Raw genomic sequence first — 17,429 nt, 5'->3', positions numbered from 1 at the left:
GTAACTTCAACAACCCAACCCCGCTCCCCCTGCGGCCGGCCGGGGTGCGATGCCGGCGGGGGCCGTGGGCCCGCCCCGCCCGGGCGGCCGGGCCCTCGGCGCTGTCCGGCCGGCTATCCCGCGACCGGGGCGAAGCGGACCGGCAGGTGGACCAGGGCGCGGTGGAACGGGCCCGGGCGCCAGAGCAACTCACCTGCCGGGGTGGCCAGTTCGAGGTCGCTGAGCCGGCTGGTCAGCTGCTCGATGGCGGTGATCGCGATCAGCAGGGCCGGGTCCCGGGCCGGGCAGGCGTGCGGGCCGGCCGCCCAGGCCAGGTGGGCGCTCTCGCCGCTGCGCAGCTCGGTGCCGTCGGTGGCCGGCGCCGCCTGTGAGTTGGCGGCCGCGTACGAGACCAGCACCAGCGAGCCGGCCGCGATCTCGCGGCCGTGGAAGGTGATGTCGTACCGCGGGTAGTGGGCCGAGAGGTTGGCCATCGGCGGCTCGTGCCACAGCACCTCGTCGATCGCCTGGTGGGCGGTCATCGCGCCGCCGAACAGCGAGCCGGCGTAGCGGGCGTCGGTGAGCAGCCGCAGCAGGGCGTTGCCGATCAGGTTGGTGGTCGGCTCGTGCCCGGCGATCATGGTCAGGGTGATCTGCCGGATCACCTCGTCGTCGTCCAGCCCGACCGGGTGGGTGACGAACCAGGAGGCCAGGTCGTGCCGGGGGCGTTCGCGGCGCTCGGCGACCATCGCGGTGACCACCGCGACGAGCTTGCCGTACGCGGCACCGGCCCGGGCGCCCGACTCGATCAGCCCGGTGATCGCCGCCACCACCTCGGCGTGCTCCTCCTCCGGCACGCCGAACCCGGTGGTCAGCACGAAGGCGGGCAGCTGGCGGGCGTACTCGGCGATCAGGTCGGCGCTGCCGACGGCGGCGAAGCGGTCGATCAGCTGGTGGGCCACCTCGGCGACCTGGCGCTGCAACCGGTGCGGTTCGAGCAGGGCCAGGCCGTCGGTGATCACCGCGCGGTAGCGGGCGTGCGTCGCGCCGTCGCTGAACAGCGCGGTGGGGCGGTAGCCGAGCACCGGCAGCAGCGGGGAGTCCGGCGGGACGGTCGCCTGCCAGGCGCGGGAGTCCTTGGAGAAGGTGTCGGTGTCGCGCAGCAGGTCCAGGGCGGCCTGGTAGTCGGTGACCAGCAGGGCCTCGACGCCGGGGGCGATCTCGACCGGGGCGACGGCGCCGTGGCGGCGCAGCCGCTCGTACACCAGCTGGGGGTCGGCGGCGAAGACCGGGCCGTAGATCGGGGTCGGTCGGGTCTCGACGGTCACGGGCGTTCCTGGGGATCGGTGGCGGTGGCGGTGGCGGGCAGGGTCTCCAGGACGTGCTCGGCCAGGGCGATCAGCGCGTCGAGGCTGCTGCCGCGCTCGCGCGCGTCGCACAGCAGCAGCGGGGTCGCGGCGTGCAGGTCCAGGTGGGCGCGCAGCACCTCGGGCGGGTGCTCCGGGGAGTCCGGGAAGGTGTTGACGGCGACGGCGTACGGCAGGCCCTGCTCCTCGACCATGTCCATGATCTCGAAGGAGTCGGCCAGTCGGCGGGTGTCGGCGAGCACCAGCGCGCCCAGGGCGCCGCGGGCGATGTCCTGCCAGAGCGGGAAGAAGCGGCGCTGGCCGGGGGTCCCGAACATGTAGAGCACCGTGTTGCCGGGCAGGGTGAGCCGGCCGAAGTCCACCGCGACGGTGGTGGTGGTCTTCTCCGGCAGGCCCGCCAGGTCGTCCACCGGCCGCCCGGTCTCGGTCATCGCCTCCTCGGTGTGCAGGGTGGCGATCTCGGAGAGGGTGCGGATGAGCGTGGTCTTGCCGACCCCGAACGGGCCGGCGACCACCAGTTTCATCAGCAGCTGGTCCCGGTCGGGCAGGTAGCCCACCCGGCTCGGCCCTGCGGCCGGGAGGTCCTGGCCGGGGCCGGGGCCGCTGCCGGGGTCACCGGAGCGCACGGAGTCCAACGAGGAGCCTCTCGACGATGGAGCGGTCGGTCTGCTGGGCGCGCGGGATCGGCGCGCGGGCGCGCAGGCAGCCCGCCTCGACCAGGTCGGCCGCCAGGAAGACGGTGGCGCTGACCGGCAGGCGCAGGTGCGCGGCGGCCTCCACCACGGTCAGCGCGCCGGGGCGCAGCAGCTCCCAGAGCCGGCGGTGCTCGGGGTCGAGGTCGCCGGGCGGTTCGGCGCGGTCCGCGAACAGGACGGTCAGCCGCTCGAAGCCGTCGGTGCCGGGGCGGCTGCGGCCGCCGGTGGCCAGGTAGGCGGGCACCATCCGCCTGCGGGGGACGGCGCTCATGACCCGGTCGGGGTGCCCTGCGCGCCGGCCTCCTGCTGCCGGGGCGGGCTGGCCAGGGCCCGGCCGAGGGCGGCGACCTGGAGCTGCATCTGGTAGGCCACGTTGCCGAGTTGGGCGTCCGGGGCGGTGAACACGGCGAGCGAGGTGTTCTCCCCGGCGGGGACCACGATGGCGTAGCCGAGGTCGGACTCCACCACGGTCTGGGCCAGCCGCGGCCGCTCGACGTCGGTGAAGGCGGTGGTGAAGGCGCGGGCCGCGGCGTGCACGGTGGCGGTCATCGCGGCGACCCGCTCGGCGGAGGCCCGGCCGAGGCCGTCGGAGGCGGCCTCGACGAGGCCGTCACCGGTGGCGACCACCGCGTGCAGCACCCCCGGGAGCTCCAGCAGCGGGTTCAGCACCCAGGAGATCTCTTCGGTGGCGGTCGGGCTGGGCGAGCTGCTCACTTTTGTACTCCCAGGGTGCTCCCGGCGTCGGCCGGGGGAAATGGGGGCCGTTCCGCCCTGCCGCACAGCGGCGTGCGGGCTCAAGGCATGTGGGTAGGAGCCGTTGTCGGTGGCTCCGGCTAGGTTGATCGTGTGCATCTGAGGTACTCCTATCGCGCCTATCCGACGGCGAGTCAGCGCGTGGCTCTGGCACGGACGTTCGGGTGCGCGCGGGTGGTGTACAACGACGCCCTCGCGACACGGAGGGACGCCTGGAAGGACGGCCTGCCGTACCCGAAGGCCACGGACTTGCAGAAGCAGGTCATCACAGCCGCGAAGAAGACTCCGGAGCGGGCGTGGCTCGCCTCGGTGGGCGTGGATCCGTTGATCCGGTCCCTCCGGGATCTGGACACGGCCTACCGGAACTTCTTCGACTCGGTGGCCCGCAAGCGGGAGGGCCGACCGGTCGGCCTGCCTCGGTTCAAGTCGAAGCGTGACGCCCGGCAGTCGCTGCGGTTCACCCGCAACGGCTTCCGCGTCCGGTCCAACGGGAAGCTGAACCTGGCGAAGATCGGCGATGTGCGGGTGAAGTGGTCGCGGGCGCTGCCCGCCGACCCGTCGTCGGTGACGATCGTGCTGGACCCGGCTGGGCGCTACCACGCGAGCTTCGTCGTGGACGTGGATCCGTGCCACCTGCCCGAGGTCGATGCCGAGCTCGGCATCGACCTCGGGCTGACCACCTATGCCGTGCTCTCCGACGGCAGCGTGATCGACAATCCGCGCTTCCTGCGTAAGGCCGAGAAGCGGTTGAAGGCCGCGCAGCGGGAGCTGTCCCGTAAGGCCAAGGGATCGAAGAACCGGGCCAAGGCCCGCCGCAAGGTCGCCAAGGCACACGCCAAGGTGGCCGACACCCGCAGGGACTGGCTGCACAAACAGACCACCAGGATCATCCGCGAAACCCAAGCGGTGTACCTGGAGGATCTGAACGTACACGGCCTCGCCCGAGGTCGCCTGGCCAAATCCGTCCACGATGCCGGATGGGCCACCTTCCGCCGACTGCTCGAAGAGAAAGCCGCACGGCGCGGGCGCACGGTCGGGATCGTGCACCGCACGTTCCCGTCCTCTCAGCTCTGCTCGGAGTGTGGGCACCGTGACGGTCCCAAGCCCCTCGCGATCCGCGCGTGGTCCTGCCGCGCATGTGGTGTGCTGCATGACCGTGACCTCAACGCCGCTCGCAACATCCTGGCCGCCGGGCAGGCGGACAGGCTAAACGCCCCTGGAGGGCCGGTGAGACCCGACGTGGCGATCCCACGCCGGGCACGGCCCGTTGAACGGGGAACCCGCCGGAACGCCGGCCGTACGGGGCAGGAGCCCCGCGCAGCAGGTGCGGCCGGAATCTCCCGGCCTCAGCCGGGGAGGATGTCAATGCTCGACTCCTTCTATGTCTGTCGGACCGGTGGTGTGGCCACCGGCGACGCCGTTCCGGGTGATCGCGCTGTCTTCGGGTGAGGCGCTGCCCGGGGCGGCCTGTGCCGCCGCGGCCCGGCCGGAGTCGGTGCCGCGCTGCAGGGCCTGCCAGTGGGCGGCGGCCCGCTCGGGGGTGCGGACGTACGGTGCGGGCTGCTCCCCCGGCCCTCCCGCCGTCCCGGCGGACGGTGCGCCGGGCGCCGCCCCCGGTTCCTCGCCGGTGCGCGGACGCCGCCGCCGTCGGCTGGGCAGGCCGCTGCCGTCCCCGTCGGGGGTGGCGGCGATGTCCGGGTCGGGGACCACGTGGATGGCCGGCGCCGGGTGCGGGCCGGGCTGGTTGTGGCGGTCGGCGAGCACCGGCGGGGCCTGCTCGTCGGCGTCGCGCATCGGCGGGACGGCCGCGACGGTGGGCGCCGGTGCCGGGCCGCTGCCGGCCCGCAGCGGCAGCGGGGTGAGCACGGACAGCGGCTGCTCGTCGTCCACCGTGGTCACCAGCGCGGCCGGGATGCGCAGGAGGGTCCGCATGCCGCCGTACGGCGAGGGCTCGATGTGGCAGGTGAAGCCGTACTGGCGGGCCAGCTTGCCGACCACCGCGAAGCCGGTCTTGGGCGGGTTGCCCAGCTCGGTGAGCAGCACGTCCGACGGGCCGGCCAGCAGTCGGCGGGCCCGGCGCAGCTGGTCCTCGTCCATGCCGATGCCGCTGTCGTCGACGATCACCAGTGCGCCGCGGCCGCCCTGCTGGACGGTGACCGGGACGTCGGTCTCCGGGTGGGAGTAGGCGGTGGCGTTGGCGAGCAGTTCGGCGATGGCGATGGCGATCGGCTCGGCGGCCCGGGCGACCACGGCCAGCCGCTGCTCGCGCAGGTGGTTGGCGACCTTGATCCGGGCGTAGCCGGGCACCCGGGAGAGCGCGCCGACGACGACCTCGGCGAGCGGGGAGTCGGTCCGGGCCAGGCCCGGCCAGGCCTCGCAGAGCACGGCGACGGTCTGGATCCGGCGCAGCGCGACCTCGTTGCGGAAGTCGACCTCCAGCAGCCGGGGGTCGTCGTTGTCGTGCTGGAGCTGCTGGACCAGGCTCTGGATCTGGTAGAGCAGGGTCTGGATCCGGGAGGTGGCGCCGCGCATGGCGGCCCGGGCGGCGGCGTCGACCCGCTCGCGCTCGTCGGCGAGGGCCGCGGTGGTGGCGTCCAGGACGGACTGCAGGGCCCGGACGCCCTCGGGGCCGACGGCCTGCGGGTCCAGCGGGCCGACCGTCGGGGCGTTGGTGTGGGTCAGCCGGACGGCCGTGGCGGCGACCCGCTCCTGGGCGAGGTGGCCGATCTCCGCCAGCAGCGCGGCGCCGCCGCGGTCCGCGGCGGCCAGCCGGGCCTCGGCGGCCGCGGCGCGGGCGTTCGCCTCCCCGATGCCGGCGTTCGCCTCCCTGGCCCGGGCGTTGGCGGCGGCGCCCCGCTGGTCGGCGGCCCGGGTGTGCTCCTCGGCCCGCCGGGTCTGCTCGGCGGCGTTCCGTACGGCCTCCTGGGCCTCGTCCCGCTGGCGTTCCGCGCGGGCGAGTTTGGCCTCGGCGGCGCGGGCCTGCTGCGCGCCCTGGCCGAGCGCGGCCTCGGCGGCCACCGCCCGGCGGACGGCCGCGGCCCGGCCGCGGGCGAGCACGACCGCGGCCGCGGTGGTGGCCAGCGCCAGGACGATCAGCGCGATCAGCGCGATCTGCGTCATCGGGGTCCTCGGGTGTCCTTGCTGCTCGGCCCGGGCCGGCGCCCGGGGTTCGGTTCCGGGCGGAGCTCGGGAGCGGGGTGCGCGCGGGTGCGGTGGTGCGGGTGCCGGGGTGCGGGTGCCGGGTGCGCGCGGGGTCCGGCCGGGGTCGGGGCCCCGGCGGTCGGTGCCCCGGCGGTCGGTTCCGGGCGGTCAGTTCCGGGCGGGGCGCGGGCGCGGGATCCGGGCCGAGTCCTCGGCCAGTTCGCGGGCCACCACGGCGACCTGGGCCATGGCGTCCAGGATGCCGGGCAGTTCGGAGCCGTCCAGGTGCCGGTACTCGGCCGCGACGGTGAGCACCAGCCGCTCGGGCAGGCCGAGTTCGGGGTGGCGCTGCTCGGCGATCACCCGCCGGGCGGCGTCCAGCGCGGGTATCCCGGCGGCGTGCAGGGTGTGGGCGCGCTCGCGGACGTACGCCAGGTAGCCGATGTGCTCCTGGACGCCCTCGCGGTCGAGCACCGGGCCGTGGCCGGGGACGAAGATCTCCGCGCCGGTGTCCAGGGCCTGTTCGCAGGCGCCGATGACGTTCTCCAGCGGGCCGGCCCAGTGCGAGGGGTGGTCGCCCGGTTGCTCGGGGGTCGAGGAGAAGATCACGTCGCCGGTGAACACGGCGCGCTGGTGCGGCAGGTGGACCATCAGGTCGCCGCCGGTGTGGGCGGCGGGCAGGCTGGTGATCTGCACCGGGTAGCGGCCGACCGTGAGCTCCAGCTCGCCGGTGAAGACGGTGTCCGGGTGCACCGGCTCGGTGGTGGACCAGTCGAAGCCCCCGAAGTGCTCGCGGAGGTAGCCGCCGAGCGGGGAGTCCGGGTCGCTGTTGGTGAGCAGGGCGTGCTGCTGCTGGGGGGTGGGCTCCCAGTGGATGTGCTCCAGCGCCTCGCGGGTGGCGATCACCTCGGCGTCGGGGAGCACTCCGGCGCCCCACAGGTGGTCGCCGTTGGCGTGGGTGACGACCACCCGGTCGATGTCGACCCCGGTCGGCAGCAGGCGCCGGCTGGCGGCCAGGAACTCCCCGGCCAGTGAGGGGTCGTAGGGGGTGTCGATCCAGAGCGCGGTGGTCTCCGAGGCCAGCAGGCCGCAGTTGGCCAGGCCCCAGCCCCGCTTCGGGGGGAGCCACACGTACAGGTCCTCGGCAATCGCGCTCACGTTCGCACGGTTGATCGTCATGCGCGCGATTATGCCCATGTTGTGTCAGGGATGGGGCAAAAGCTGTACGAACAGCTGGAGTTAGTGCCCCGTTCCCTCCCGCACTGTCCGGATTCGCACCACGTGGTCGAGACCAATCGTCTCACGGCTCGGGACGACTGGTGGACACCTCGCCCCGGAAACCCGACGGGACGTCGGACCGCTGGGTGGGCAGCACCCGGCAGACCTCGACCGTGACGTCCACCGTGTCCAGCCCGATCACCCGCCCCTCCACCGCGACGAATCCTTTCTCCCCCGAGCGGAACAGCGCCGCCAGCGGGGACCCCCGGTTCGCCGAGGTCAGGGCCTCCACCGCCATCGCCGAACCGAAGGCGAACACCCCGCAGAGCACGACGCAGGGCGCCTGCCGGGGCGTGCGGGTGACGAAGATGAAGCCGTGGTCGCGGATCAGCTCCCCGGCCGGGTTGTACAGCGCCTCGAAGGTCATCCCGCCCCAGCGGGCACGGGCCTCGTCCGGGTACTCGACCGCGAAGTCCGGGAACACCGTGTCCAGCACGCCACCGGAGTACGAGTTGACGCCCGGCCCGCCGATCGAGAAGGTCGGCATCCGCGGGTCCTGCGCCCCCGCCACCACCAGCTCGATCGTCGCCTTGCGGTTGACCTTCCGCAGCAGGTCGGTCAGTTCCGCTATCGCCCTGGCCTCGGCCATCGGCACGAACAGCACGTTCTTCGGCCCGCGGCTGGTCAACTGGCAGCCGTCCGAGGTGAAGGCGAACTCCGCCACCTCCAGGCTCGGGATGACGATCTGCACCCGCCCGTACGGCGCCAGCAGCGCCCGCAGGAAGCCGTAGCGCAGGAACAGCCTGGTGCGGGCGAGGGAACGGGCCGCGAGGAAGCCGATCACGGCCGGCACCGATGCGATCAGCACCTGGAGCAGGATCTCCATATGATCCCCCGGAGGAAGACTCGACCACGAACTGTGCGCCCTGGTCATGTCCCCGTCCGTGGCCGGAAATACCCCCTTCGCGGCAAATCGGGGTGGCCGGATCCCCGCGCCCCGGTCACCCCAGGCGCTTGATCCCCTTCCGCTCCCCCGCGCAGCGCTCGTACCCCAGCCAGGCGTTGACCGCCAGCATCGGCGCGTTGGTGGCGTCGTTGCTGGTGTACGCGCGGCGGTGACCGGCCGCCGCGGCGAGCCGCAGCGACTCCAGCTTGGCCAGCTTGGCCAGCCCGCGGCCGCGGAACTCCCGGCGGCAGGCGGTGAACGCGGACCAGTAGCGGCCCATACCGTCGGTCTGCGCCATGGTGAAGGCCGCCGGCTCGCCGTCCACCACGGCGACCACCGTCAGCCCGAGGTCGAGGTCCGGCCGGGCCCAGTCGCCCCGCAGCCACTCCTCGTAGTCCAGGGCGTCCATCACCACCTCGCCGGGCTCGTCCCGGATCGCGTCCGCCTCCACCAGGAACAGCGGGCGCGGATCGTCCGCCCAGTCGGTGGCCGGGCGCAGCTCGACGCCGGCCGGCCGCACCGGTGCCTGTGGCAGCGGGAGGGCCAGGTCCCGCCCGCCGAAGTGGGCTTCGCGCCCCGGCTGGTAGCCCCGGGCGGCACCGAAGGCCAGGGCGGCGGGCTCGTCGTCCAGCCAGGTGTGCAGTTCGGCCACCCCGTGGGCGCTCAGGTGCCGTTCGGCCGCGGCCAGCAGCGCGGTGGCCGCGCCGCGCCGCCGGAACCCGGGCAGCACGCTGCCGTTGGCGTAGCCGACGCCGGTGGTCGTCGTCCCGAGCACCAGTCCGCAGCGCACCGCGCCGACCACCCGGCCGTCCAGTTCGGCGACGAAGGTGCGGAAGCGCTCCTCGGGATTCGTCCGGGAGTTCATCCAGAGCAGCGCCTCGGCGCTCATCACCAGGTGTTCGCGGCCGGCCCGGTGGGCGGCGGTCACCGCCTCGGCGTCGGCGGGGCGGAAGTCTCGGATCGTCAGTTCGGTCTCAGTCATCGATGCGCACGCTATCCGCGCCCGTCCGCCGCCGCCTCCGTATTTCCCCGCCACCGGGCCGTCCGTCCGCGGATTCGCCCCGGACTCCGGGCCGGAATCCTCGCGCACCTGAACGGCAAGGCTCAAATAATGCTCTGAGAAGACCGGGTGAGGCTTGGCAGCCACCCCGCCCGGGGACATCCTCAGCAACACGGCCGCGCGGTCCTGGCGACGACGCCCGCACCGCCCGACGGCCTCCCCACCCAGCCCTCCGAAGGGGGCGAACCGATGACCTCCCCTGCCCTGGACCTGCCCGGCTCCACCGCCTCCACAGTGGACACCGCCACGACGGAGACCACCGCGACGGCCACCACCGTGCCCCGGCTCGGCGTCGGCCTCGGCTGGCGCAGCGAGATCGACACCGTGGTCGAGCGCCAGCCCGGCCTGGACTGGGTCGAAGTGGTCGCCGAGAACGTCTGCGCCGACCACCTGCCCACCTCGCTCACCGTCCTGCGCGAACGCGGCGTCACCGTCGTCCCGCACGGCGTCGGCCTCGGCCTCGGCGGCGCCGACCGGCCCGACCCCGGCCGGCTCGGCAGGCTCGCCGGAACGGCCCTCGCGCTCGGCTCCCCCCTGGTCACCGAGCACCTGGCCTTCGTCCGGGCCGGCGCCCTGGAGGCCGGCCACCTGCTGCCCGTCCCGCGCACCCGGGACTCCCTGCGGGTGATCGCCGAGAACGTCCGGATCGCCCAGGACCAGCTGCCGGTGCCGCTCGCCCTGGAGAACATCGCCGCCCAACTCGCCTGGCCCGACGACGAGTTCACCGAGGGCGAGTTCCTCGCCGAACTCGTCGCGCGGACCGGCGTCCGACTGCTGATCGACGTGGCCAACCTGCACACCAACCGGGTCAACCTCGGCACCGACCCGGCCGCCGAGCTCGACCGCCTGCCGCTGGAGGCGCTCGCCTACGTGCACGTCGCCGGCGGCACCCTGGTCGACGGCGTGTGGCACGACACCCACGCCCACCCCGTCACCGAACCGGTGCTGGAGGTCCTGGCCGAACTCTGCGCGCGGGTCGAACCGCCCGGCGTCCTGCTGGAACGGGACGCCGACTTCCCGCCGCCCTCCGAACTGGCCGGTGAACTGGACGCCATCCGTCGGGTGCTGGAGGGGAGCACCCGATGACGCCCGACCTGAACCCCGTCGAGCCGAAGGGGGGCGCCGGCGCCGAGGACGCGACCGGCACCCCCCGGGAGCGCCTGGCCCGGCGCCAGACGGAACTGCTGGCCGCCCTGGTGGCCGGCGGGCCCGTCCCGCCCGGCTTCGACCCGGACCAGGTCCGCGCCCAGTCCACCGGCCTCGCCGCCAAGCGGCGCGACACCACCGCGAAGGTCGCCCCCGACCTGCCCCGCCTGCTCGGGGCACGGTACGGGCCGCTCTTCCTCGCCTACGCCCGCACCCACCCGCAGACCGGCGGCTACCACGCCGACGCCCGGGCCTTCGCCGCGTGGGTGCTCACCGACGGCGGCCCGTCCGCCGCCGACCACCGCCGCGCCCTGGAGCAGTGGCTCCACCCGGCGCCCCAACCGCCGCCCGGCCCGCTCGCCAGGCTGCGCCGGGCCCTGCGCGGCCACTGATCCGACGTCTCAATCGGGGGAACCGCCCATGTGGCACAACAGCTACTTCCTGATCCCGGCCCTCCTGCTGGTCGCGGCCGCGCTGTACGCCTCCCAGGCCAGGCAGCGGGTCCGCCACGTGCCCCACCCGCAGGGCCTGCCCGGCCGCGGCCTGCCGCTGCTGGACACCGCCTTCCTGGCAGGCGGCCCGGGCCGGGTCTTCGACACCGCGCTGGTCCGGATGCACCTCGGCGAACAGGTCGTGATCAACCGCGCCGGACTGGTCACCCTCACCGGCGCCCGCCCGTACGACGCGGTCGACCAGGCCGTGCACGACGCCGTCGGCTCGACCGGCAGCCGGGAACTCGGCACCCTGCGCCGCACGGTGATGCGCTCCGCCGCCGTCCAGGAGATCGGCGACCGGCTCGCCGACCGCGGCCTGATGCGCCGCCCGGAACGGCTGCACCGGGCCCGCGTCGCACGGCGGCTGCTCTGGCTGGCGATGCTCGACGTCGTGGTCTTCGCCGGGCTCGCCCTGCTGCTGGACGACAACGACGCCCTCTACGACCGCCCCAACCTCTGGTACCCGGGCCTCTTGCTGCTCCTCGGCGCCGTCGCCCTGCTCGCCACCCTCCCCGCCGACGGCCGGGTCACCCCGGCCGGGCACCGCCAGCTCGCGCTGATGCAGGGCAGCACCCCGTGGACGCCCGGCTCCGGCGTCTCCCCCCGGCTGACGGGCGGCGCGATGCTGGGCGCGGTCGCCCTCGGCGGACTGGCCGCGGCCGCGCTGGACGACCAGGAGCTGGAGGCCGCGATGCTGGCCGCGGCGGCCGAGGACGAGGCGGTGCGACAGGCCCAGGCGGCCTCGTCCTCCTCCTTCTTCTCCTCGGGCGGATCCTCGTCCGGTACCTCCTCGTCCGGCGGGTCCTCCTGCGGCGCCGCCTCCACCGCCTCCTGCGGCTCCTCCGACTCCGGCTCCACCCACCACCACTCCTCGTGCGGCAGCTCCTCGCACCACTCCTCGTGCGGCGGCTCCTCGCACTCCAGCTGCGGCTCCTCGTCGAGCTGCGGTTCGTCCTCCAGCTGCGGCTCCTCGTCCAGTTGCGGGAGCAGCTGCGGCGGCTCCTGACGTCACAGTTCGGTATCGCGCCCCGGGAAGCCGTTCCCCGCGCCGGGGCCCCAGGCATAGAACAAGCCCATGTGGTTGCTGTTCCTGATACCGGCCTGTGTCGCGGCGGTGCTGTCCTGCCTCCGGCTGGTGCGGATGACCGCCACCGCCGATGCCCTCGCCGACCAGGACGGGCGGCGCCCGCCGGAAGCCGTCGGCATCGGACTGTACGAGACGGCCTACCTGGCCGGCGGCCCGGACCGGGTGGTGGAGCTCGCCCTCGTCCTGATGGCCGGCCGCGGCCGTCTGCACCTCGCCCACACCGGCTGGACCACCGTGGTCGACCCCAGGGGCCGCAGCCGGCTGGAACGGGCGGTCGTCGCCACCGTCGGCCCCGAGGGCCAGTGCCGCACCGACGAGCTGCGCCGGGCGATGGGCGAGCACCCCACCGTGCTGGAGATCGGCGCCCGGCTGGCGCTGGCCGGCCTGGCCACCCCGGCCCTGGTCCAGCGCAACACCGTGGTGGTGGTGCGCCAGGTCCGGCACGCGATGCTGCTGACGGTGGTGCTGCTCGCCGCCGCGGTCTCGCTCAGCGGCTTCACCGGCGGTGACACCCTCGCCCCGATCGCCTGGTTCTCGCTGCCGCTGGTGCTCACCGCGGGCACCCTGCTGATGGCCCGGGTCGACGTCTACCCGTACACCCGCTGGGCCTCCCCGATCGGCCAGGAGGTGCTGCGCGAGGTCCGCCCGGCCCGCCAGCACGGCCTCGCCGACGACGAGGAGCGCGAACTGCTCACCGCCGTCGCCATGAACGGCCCCGCCGTGCTCCCCGACGCCCGGCTGCGCGCCGCCCTGCGCCCGCACCGCGGCTGAAAACCGGCTGCGCCGACGGCCCTGACCGGGGCAGACTCCGCCCCATGGACGACCAGCACCGCGCCGCACTCGACCGCGCCCACCGCGAAGGCCGGCCGGTCCGGCTGCGCCGCTCGATCCCCGGCGCGGACGAGCTGGAGGGCTTCGTCCTCGGCACCGGCCCGGTCTGGACGCTGCTCGCCGCGTGCACCGACCACCACCTCGACGGCTGGACGGCCGTGCGCACCACCGACCTGCGCAAGGTCCGCGACCTCGGCGGCCCCGACACCCTGACCGTGCGGGTGCTGCGCCGCCGGGGCCGGTGGCCCGTCCGGCCGCCGGGCGCCGAACTGCCGCTGGACGACCTGCCGGGGCTGCTCGCCACCGCCTGTGCGGAGTACGGCATGATCGCGCTGCACACCGAGCGGAACGCCCCGGACTCCTGCTGGGTCGGCGCCGTCACCGCCGTGCGCCCCGCCTCGCTGCGGCTGCACGAGGTCGACCCCGAGGCGCGCTGGCGCCCGAAGCCGACGAAGTTCCGCTTCTCCGACGTCACCCGGGTCGACCTCGGCACCCGCTACAACGCCGTCCTGCGGGAGTTCGCGGGGCCGCGCCCCTGACGAACGGCCGGAGGCCGGCTCCCACCCCAGCGGGGGGGAGCCGGCCTCCGGTACGGCGCGGGTCAGGCCAGGCCGTTCAGCAGCTCGCTCACCGGCTTGCGGCGGCCGGTGAAGAACGGCACCTCCTCGCGGACGTGCAGCCGGGCCCGGGAGGGGCGCAGGTCGCGCATCAGGTCGACGATCCGGTGCAGCTCGTCCGCCTCGAAGGCGAGCAGCCACTCGTAGTCGCCGAGCGCGAACGAGGCCACCGTGTTGGCCCGCACGTCCGGGTAGCCGCGGGCCATCTGGCCGTGCTCGGCGAGCATCGCGCGCCGCTCGGCGTCCGGCAGCAGGTACCACTCGTAGGAGCGGACGAACGGGTAGACGCAGACGTAGTCGCGCGGGCGCTCGTCGGCGAGGAAGGCCGGGATGTGCGACTTGTTGAACTCGGCCGGGCGGTGCAGGGCCATGTTCGACCAGACCGGCTCCAGCTGGCGGCCCAGGCCGGTGCGGCGGAAGCGGTTGTACGCCTCCTGGAGGTCGTCCGAGTCCTCGGCGTGCCACCAGACCATCAGGTCGGCGTCCGCGCGCAGCCCGGAGACGTCGTAGGTGCCGCGGATCGTCACGTCCTTGGCGTCCAGCTGCGCGAACAGCTCGTCCACCTCGGCGGCGAGGGCGGTGCGGTCCTCGGGCAGGGCGCCCTTGAGCTTGAACACCGACCACATGGTGTAGCGGATGACCTGGTTCAGGTCGCGCGCCTTCTTCTTCTCGGGCCGCTGCTCGGGCTCCCGCTCAACGCTCTCAGTCATGCGCCCATTGTCCTCTCCGTGGAACCGTCCCCGGTCGTCGGGGTCAACCGTTCGTCGATGTGCTCACCGACGGCCGCCGCGGCGGCGGCCGCCGAAGCGATGCAGGCCGGGATCCCCACCCCGTCGTACGCGGCGCCGCACAGCGCCAGGCCGCCCACCGCCCGCACCGACGCCCGCACCCGGGCCACCCGGTCCGGGTGGCCCACCGGGTACTGCGGCAGGCCCGCCGTGAAACGCGACACGAAGGTGTCGTACGGCCGGGCGGTCAGGCCGACCGCCTCCGCCAGGTCCGCCAGCGAGCGGGCCACCAGCTCCTCGTCCGGCAGCTCCAGCACCTCGTCCTCGCGGTGGCGGCCCAGCGAGGTGCGCAGCAGGAAGGCGTCCGGGGCGGAACGCTGCAGCCAGCCCCACTTGTTGGAGGAGAAGGTCGAGGCCTTGATCCGGCGGCCGTCCACCGGCGGTACCAGGAAGCCGCTGCCGGCCGGCGGCTCGGGCAGGTCGGCGCGGCGGAACGCCAGGGTCACCAGGGCCATGCCCGCGTACTCGACGGCGTCCAGCTCGGCGGCCGCCGCCGGGGCGTCCGCCCGCAGCAGCCGGGCCGCGGCCGGCGCCGGGACGGCCAGCACCACGGCGTCGGCGGTCAGCACCTCGCCGCCGGCCACCACCCGCCAGCCCTCGGGGGTGCGGCGCAGCTCCTCCACCGGGGTGTCGGTGCGCAGGTCCACGCCCGCCTTCACACAGGCCGCGGCCACCGCCCCCGGCAGGGTGCCGAGGCCGCCGCGCAGCCCCTGGAACACCGGGGTGCCGACCGCCTGCGGCCGGGACGCCAGCGCGTGCACCCCCTCGACCAGCGAGCCGCCGCTCCGGGCGATCGGCAGCAGCTGCGGCACGGCGGCGCGCAGCGAGATCTCCTCGGCGCGACCGGCGTAGACGCCTCCCAGCAGCGGCTCCACCAGCCGGTCCACCACCTCCTGGCCGAGCCGGTCGGCGACGTAGCGGCCGATCGCGACGTCCGCCCCGACCTCGCCGGCCCGCTCGTGCCGGGCCCGCTCCAGCCCCTCGGCGCTCAGCACCCCGGAGGCGGCCAGCGCCTCCAGGTCGCCCGGGACGCCCATCACCTGCCCGCCCGGCAGCGGCCGCAGCGCGCCCCTGGTCCAGATCGCCGCCTTGGCGCCGGTCGGCGGCTCCAGCTCCGCCCCCAGCCCGACGGCCCGGGCCAGGTCCACGGCCTCCGGCCGCCGCGCCAGCACCGACTCGGCCCCGAGGTCCACCCGGACCCCGCCGACCTCGCCGCCCCACAGCTTCCCGCCGACCCGCCCCGACGCCTCCAGCAGTGTCACCCGCGCCCGCGCCGGCCCCCCGGCCGCCCCGCTCAGGAAGGCGGCCGCAGCCAGCCCCGCGATCCCACCACCGACGACGACGACCTGTGCATCCGACATGCCTCGCAGTCTCGCAGGTCTTTACACGGATGCCTCAATCCGCTGCACGCTTCCGCCGGGACACGAACCTGTCGAGATCGATGACGGTCGGGAACGGCACCGGCCGCTCCAGCTTGCCCCGGAAGATCCCGGCCGGCGCGTAGGCACTTGCCGCTGGATCCAGCTCGTAGACGTGCACGACCGGCAGACCGTCCTCCTCCTCGACGATCCAATAGTGCCGAATTCCGGCCTTGGCGTACTTCCGGAACTTGACCTCGCGGTCGCGTTGGGCGGACTCCGGAGAGACCACCTCAACGACCAGTACCACCTCGGTCGGCTCGTACCACGTGCGAGTGGGGTCGGGCTCGGCGCTCACGACCATCACATCTGGTTCCGGGCGGTTGGTGCGGTCGAGCTTGATCGTGATCTCGCGCTCCGGCCACAATCCATCCGGCACGAGGCCTTCCAGCGCCGCGTTCAGGCCCGATACGACCCAACTGTGCCAAGTGCGCTGCGGGGACATCATGAAGACCAGGGCTCCGTCGATCAGCTCGGTGTGCCGCGGCGCCTGCGGCAGGTGGTCGAGGTCGTCAGCGATCCAACCCTCGACTCTGGGCGCGTACATCCAGTCCGGCAGCTCGCTCATAACTCCAAGATAGCGAGTTCTGCGGCGCTGCCTGCGGGCCACACAAGCCGTGTGCCACAGAGCCGGTCATGGCGAACCTGCGGGATGGAGCACTCCGGTGGGTCGTGTCCGTCCCGGGGCCGAGCTGTGATGGACCTGCGATCTGCCGGGCGGGTCCGTCGGGCAGGCTCTTGCGTCCAATGGCAGGAAATGCCAGCGGACTTGGGGAGGGGCCGGGGAATGGGACGACGGGCGAGGGCCGGGGTGCCGGTGGTGGCGGTGGCCGCCGCGGTGCTGCTGGCCGGGGGTTGCAGTGCGAGCGGCGGCGGGGAATCGGGGCGGAACGACTCGGCGGGAGCGCCGGCGAAGGCGGCCGGTGGGGCGGCCGCGCCGGCCGCTCCCGCCCCGGCGGGCGGGCAGCCCTCCGGGGCGCCGGCGGCCGCCGGGGTCACTCCGGCCGCGGACGCCCGGCTGATCTCGTACACCGCGCAGCTCTCGCTGACCACCAAGGACGTCGGGCAGGTCCTGGGCAGGGCGCGGGAGTTGACGACCGCGTCGGGCGGTTATGTGGGCGGCGAGTCGGTCAACGGCGGCGGTGCGGACGAGTACGGCCAGTTGACGCTGCGGATCCCGTCCGCCGCCTACCAGCAGACCCTGGACCAGCTGGCCGCCCTGGGCCGGGTGGTCTCGCGCAAGAGCCAGGCGGACGACCTGACCCAGCAGGTCGCGGACGTGGCGAGCCGGGTGCAGACCCAGCAGGCGAGCGTGGACCGGGTGCGGGCGCTGATGGCCCAGGCCAAGACGCTGAGCGACATCACCTCGCTGGAGGGCGAGTTGAGCCGCCGGGAGGCGGACCTGGAGTCCTTGCAGAAGCAGCAGAAGGAGCTGGCCGCCCGGACCTCGTACTCGACCGTCACCCTGGACGTCCACCGGGAGGCGGTGGCCCCCACGCCGACCCCGACGCCGACGGCGGCCGGGGGGAAGGGCTTCGGCGAATCGGTGGGTTCGGCGCTGGGCGGCGGCTGGCACGTGCTGGTCGCGATCGGGACCGCGCTGGTGGTGGCGCTGGCCGCGGTGGCGCCGTTCCTGCTGGTGCTCGGGGTCCCGGGGGCGCTGCTCTACCGGTACTGGCGCCGGACCCGCGCACGGCCGGTCGTCCGGCCCGAGGAGCCCGAGCACCCCGAGGAGCCCGAGCACCCCGGGGCTTCCGGGGAATGACGCACGGCGGCGGGGGCCCCCCCACCCCGGGGGGCCCCCCCCCCCGGGGGGCGCGGCCGCGGGCCGCCGGGCCCCAGGCGGCCACCCGGCGGGTCGCGGGCGGGGGCCAGGGAGGCCACACACC

Annotated in this window: 16 protein-coding genes and 1 pseudogene; 6 read left to right on the top strand and 11 right to left on the bottom strand. The window is 74.6% G+C overall.

Going from position 1 to position 17,429, the window contains the following annotated elements:
- Window positions 1-113 precede the first annotated feature (113 nt).
- The 4 genes from ACFXOZ_RS24975 to ACFXOZ_RS24960 all read right to left on the bottom strand — a co-directional run bounded on the left by ACFXOZ_RS24975 (window position 114) and on the right by ACFXOZ_RS24960 (window position 2,755).
- Entirely contained in the window at window positions 114-1,307 is a 1,194-nt protein-coding gene (locus ACFXOZ_RS24975) for a cytochrome P450 (protein WP_375888322.1), read from the bottom strand.
- Window positions 1,304-1,870, bottom strand: coding sequence for an ATP/GTP-binding protein (locus tag ACFXOZ_RS24970; protein WP_375888485.1), 567 nt, complete (start codon window positions 1,868-1,870; stop codon window positions 1,304-1,306). Before ACFXOZ_RS24970 ends, ACFXOZ_RS24975 begins: the two co-directional genes overlap by 4 nt.
- An 88-nt stretch (window positions 1,871-1,958) precedes the next feature.
- Complete coding sequence (locus tag ACFXOZ_RS24965) at window positions 1,959-2,312, bottom strand: DUF742 domain-containing protein (RefSeq protein ID WP_375888319.1); 354 nt, start codon at window positions 2,310-2,312, stop codon at window positions 1,959-1,961.
- Window positions 2,309-2,755, bottom strand: a complete 447-nt coding sequence (locus tag ACFXOZ_RS24960) for a roadblock/LC7 domain-containing protein (RefSeq protein ID WP_375888317.1) — start codon at window positions 2,753-2,755, stop codon at window positions 2,309-2,311. Before ACFXOZ_RS24960 ends, ACFXOZ_RS24965 begins: the two co-directional genes overlap by 4 nt.
- A gap of 132 nt (window positions 2,756-2,887) precedes the next feature.
- On the opposite strand from ACFXOZ_RS24960, the gene ACFXOZ_RS24955 reads away from it, so the two are divergent.
- Window positions 2,888-4,243 carry an RNA-guided endonuclease InsQ/TnpB family protein gene (locus ACFXOZ_RS24955; protein WP_380592755.1) on the top strand — a complete coding sequence of 452 codons (1,356 nt, stop codon included), beginning with the start codon at window positions 2,888-2,890 and terminating at the stop codon, window positions 4,241-4,243.
- On the opposite strand, the gene ACFXOZ_RS24950 is transcribed toward ACFXOZ_RS24955, so the two are convergent.
- The 4 genes from ACFXOZ_RS24950 to ACFXOZ_RS24935 form a co-directional block, all read right to left on the bottom strand.
- Window positions 4,157-5,914 (bottom strand): ATP-binding protein, encoded by a 1,758-nt coding sequence (locus ACFXOZ_RS24950; protein WP_380592753.1) that lies wholly within the window; start codon window positions 5,912-5,914, stop codon window positions 4,157-4,159. The two genes, ACFXOZ_RS24955 and ACFXOZ_RS24950, sit on opposite strands and share 87 nt — an antisense overlap.
- Window positions 5,915-6,103: 189 nt before the next feature.
- Complete coding sequence (locus ACFXOZ_RS24945; RefSeq protein WP_380409545.1) at window positions 6,104-7,114, bottom strand: MBL fold metallo-hydrolase; 1,011 nt, start codon at window positions 7,112-7,114, stop codon at window positions 6,104-6,106.
- Between the two features lie 121 nt (window positions 7,115-7,235).
- Window positions 7,236-8,021 (bottom strand): hypothetical protein, encoded by a 786-nt coding sequence (locus ACFXOZ_RS24940; RefSeq protein WP_380409546.1) that lies wholly within the window; start codon window positions 8,019-8,021, stop codon window positions 7,236-7,238.
- A 133-nt stretch (window positions 8,022-8,154) separates the two neighbouring features.
- Window positions 8,155-9,081, bottom strand: a complete 927-nt coding sequence (locus ACFXOZ_RS24935; protein ID WP_380592750.1) for a GNAT family N-acetyltransferase — start codon at window positions 9,079-9,081, stop codon at window positions 8,155-8,157.
- A 354-nt stretch (window positions 9,082-9,435) separates the two neighbouring features.
- Between ACFXOZ_RS24935 and ACFXOZ_RS24930 the strand changes: the two are divergent.
- The 4 genes and pseudogenes from ACFXOZ_RS24930 to ACFXOZ_RS24915 all read left to right on the top strand — a co-directional run bounded on the left by ACFXOZ_RS24930 (window position 9,436) and on the right by ACFXOZ_RS24915 (window position 13,256).
- A pseudogene (locus ACFXOZ_RS24930) lies at window positions 9,436-10,697 on the top strand (DUF692 domain-containing protein).
- A gap of 28 nt (window positions 10,698-10,725) precedes the next feature.
- Window positions 10,726-11,805 carry a TIGR04222 domain-containing membrane protein gene (locus ACFXOZ_RS24925; RefSeq protein ID WP_380592748.1) on the top strand — a complete coding sequence of 360 codons (1,080 nt, stop codon included), beginning with the start codon at window positions 10,726-10,728 and terminating at the stop codon, window positions 11,803-11,805.
- Window positions 11,806-11,874: 69 nt separating this feature from the next.
- Window positions 11,875-12,657 (top strand): TIGR04222 domain-containing membrane protein, encoded by a 783-nt coding sequence (locus ACFXOZ_RS24920; RefSeq protein WP_380524203.1) that lies wholly within the window; start codon window positions 11,875-11,877, stop codon window positions 12,655-12,657.
- A gap of 44 nt (window positions 12,658-12,701) precedes the next feature.
- Window positions 12,702-13,256, top strand: a complete 555-nt coding sequence (locus tag ACFXOZ_RS24915) for a hypothetical protein (protein WP_380524205.1) — start codon at window positions 12,702-12,704, stop codon at window positions 13,254-13,256.
- Window positions 13,257-13,318: 62 nt separating this feature from the next.
- On the opposite strand, the gene hemQ is transcribed toward ACFXOZ_RS24915, so the two are convergent.
- From hemQ to ACFXOZ_RS24900, 3 genes are read right to left on the bottom strand one after another with little or no spacing between them, the layout of a single operon-like run.
- A complete protein-coding gene (gene hemQ / locus ACFXOZ_RS24910) occupies window positions 13,319-14,044 on the bottom strand; it encodes a hydrogen peroxide-dependent heme synthase (protein WP_375888299.1) in 726 nt (241 codons plus the stop codon).
- Window positions 14,041-15,483, bottom strand: coding sequence for a protoporphyrinogen oxidase (hemG, locus tag ACFXOZ_RS24905; RefSeq protein WP_380592746.1), 1,443 nt, complete (start codon window positions 15,481-15,483; stop codon window positions 14,041-14,043). The genes hemQ and hemG overlap by 4 nt, the downstream gene beginning before the upstream one ends.
- Window positions 15,484-15,517: 34 nt before the next feature.
- Window positions 15,518-16,108, bottom strand: a complete 591-nt coding sequence (locus ACFXOZ_RS24900; RefSeq protein ID WP_380524210.1) for a Uma2 family endonuclease — start codon at window positions 16,106-16,108, stop codon at window positions 15,518-15,520.
- Between the two features lie 219 nt (window positions 16,109-16,327).
- Between ACFXOZ_RS24900 and ACFXOZ_RS24895 the strand changes: the two genes are divergently transcribed.
- Complete coding sequence (locus ACFXOZ_RS24895; RefSeq protein ID WP_380592744.1) at window positions 16,328-17,305, top strand: DUF4349 domain-containing protein; 978 nt, start codon at window positions 16,328-16,330, stop codon at window positions 17,303-17,305.
- Window positions 17,306-17,429: the final 124 nt, after the last annotated feature.

Source organism: Kitasatospora sp. NPDC059160 (assembly GCF_042755465.1).
Lineage (GTDB): Bacteria > Actinomycetota > Actinomycetes > Streptomycetales > Streptomycetaceae > Kitasatospora.
Note: the sequence above shows the minus strand (reverse complement) of the source record. Positions and strands in the feature narration are given on the sequence as shown.

Coding starts and splice junctions, on each gene's coding strand:
- ACFXOZ_RS24970 (WP_375888485.1), bottom strand. CDS start 1,870: ATGAAACTGGTGGTCGCCGGCCCGTTCGGGGTCGGCAAGACCACGCTC.
- ACFXOZ_RS24965 (WP_375888319.1), bottom strand. CDS start 2,312: ATGAGCGCCGTCCCCCGCAGGCGGATGGTGCCCGCCTACCTGGCCACC.
- ACFXOZ_RS24950 (WP_380592753.1), bottom strand. CDS start 5,914: ATGACGCAGATCGCGCTGATCGCGCTGATCGTCCTGGCGCTGGCCACC.
- ACFXOZ_RS24945 (WP_380409545.1), bottom strand. CDS start 7,114: ATGACGATCAACCGTGCGAACGTGAGCGCGATTGCCGAGGACCTGTAC.
- ACFXOZ_RS24935 (WP_380592750.1), bottom strand. CDS start 9,081: ATGACTGAGACCGAACTGACGATCCGAGACTTCCGCCCCGCCGACGCC.
- ACFXOZ_RS24925 (WP_380592748.1), top strand. CDS start 10,726: ATGTGGCACAACAGCTACTTCCTGATCCCGGCCCTCCTGCTGGTCGCG.
- ACFXOZ_RS24920 (WP_380524203.1), top strand. CDS start 11,875: ATGTGGTTGCTGTTCCTGATACCGGCCTGTGTCGCGGCGGTGCTGTCC.
- ACFXOZ_RS24915 (WP_380524205.1), top strand. CDS start 12,702: ATGGACGACCAGCACCGCGCCGCACTCGACCGCGCCCACCGCGAAGGC.
- hemQ (WP_375888299.1), bottom strand. CDS start 14,044: ATGACTGAGAGCGTTGAGCGGGAGCCCGAGCAGCGGCCCGAGAAGAAG.
- hemG (WP_380592746.1), bottom strand. CDS start 15,483: ATGTCGGATGCACAGGTCGTCGTCGTCGGTGGTGGGATCGCGGGGCTG.
- ACFXOZ_RS24900 (WP_380524210.1), bottom strand. CDS start 16,108: ATGAGCGAGCTGCCGGACTGGATGTACGCGCCCAGAGTCGAGGGTTGG.
- ACFXOZ_RS24895 (WP_380592744.1), top strand. CDS start 16,328: ATGGGACGACGGGCGAGGGCCGGGGTGCCGGTGGTGGCGGTGGCCGCC.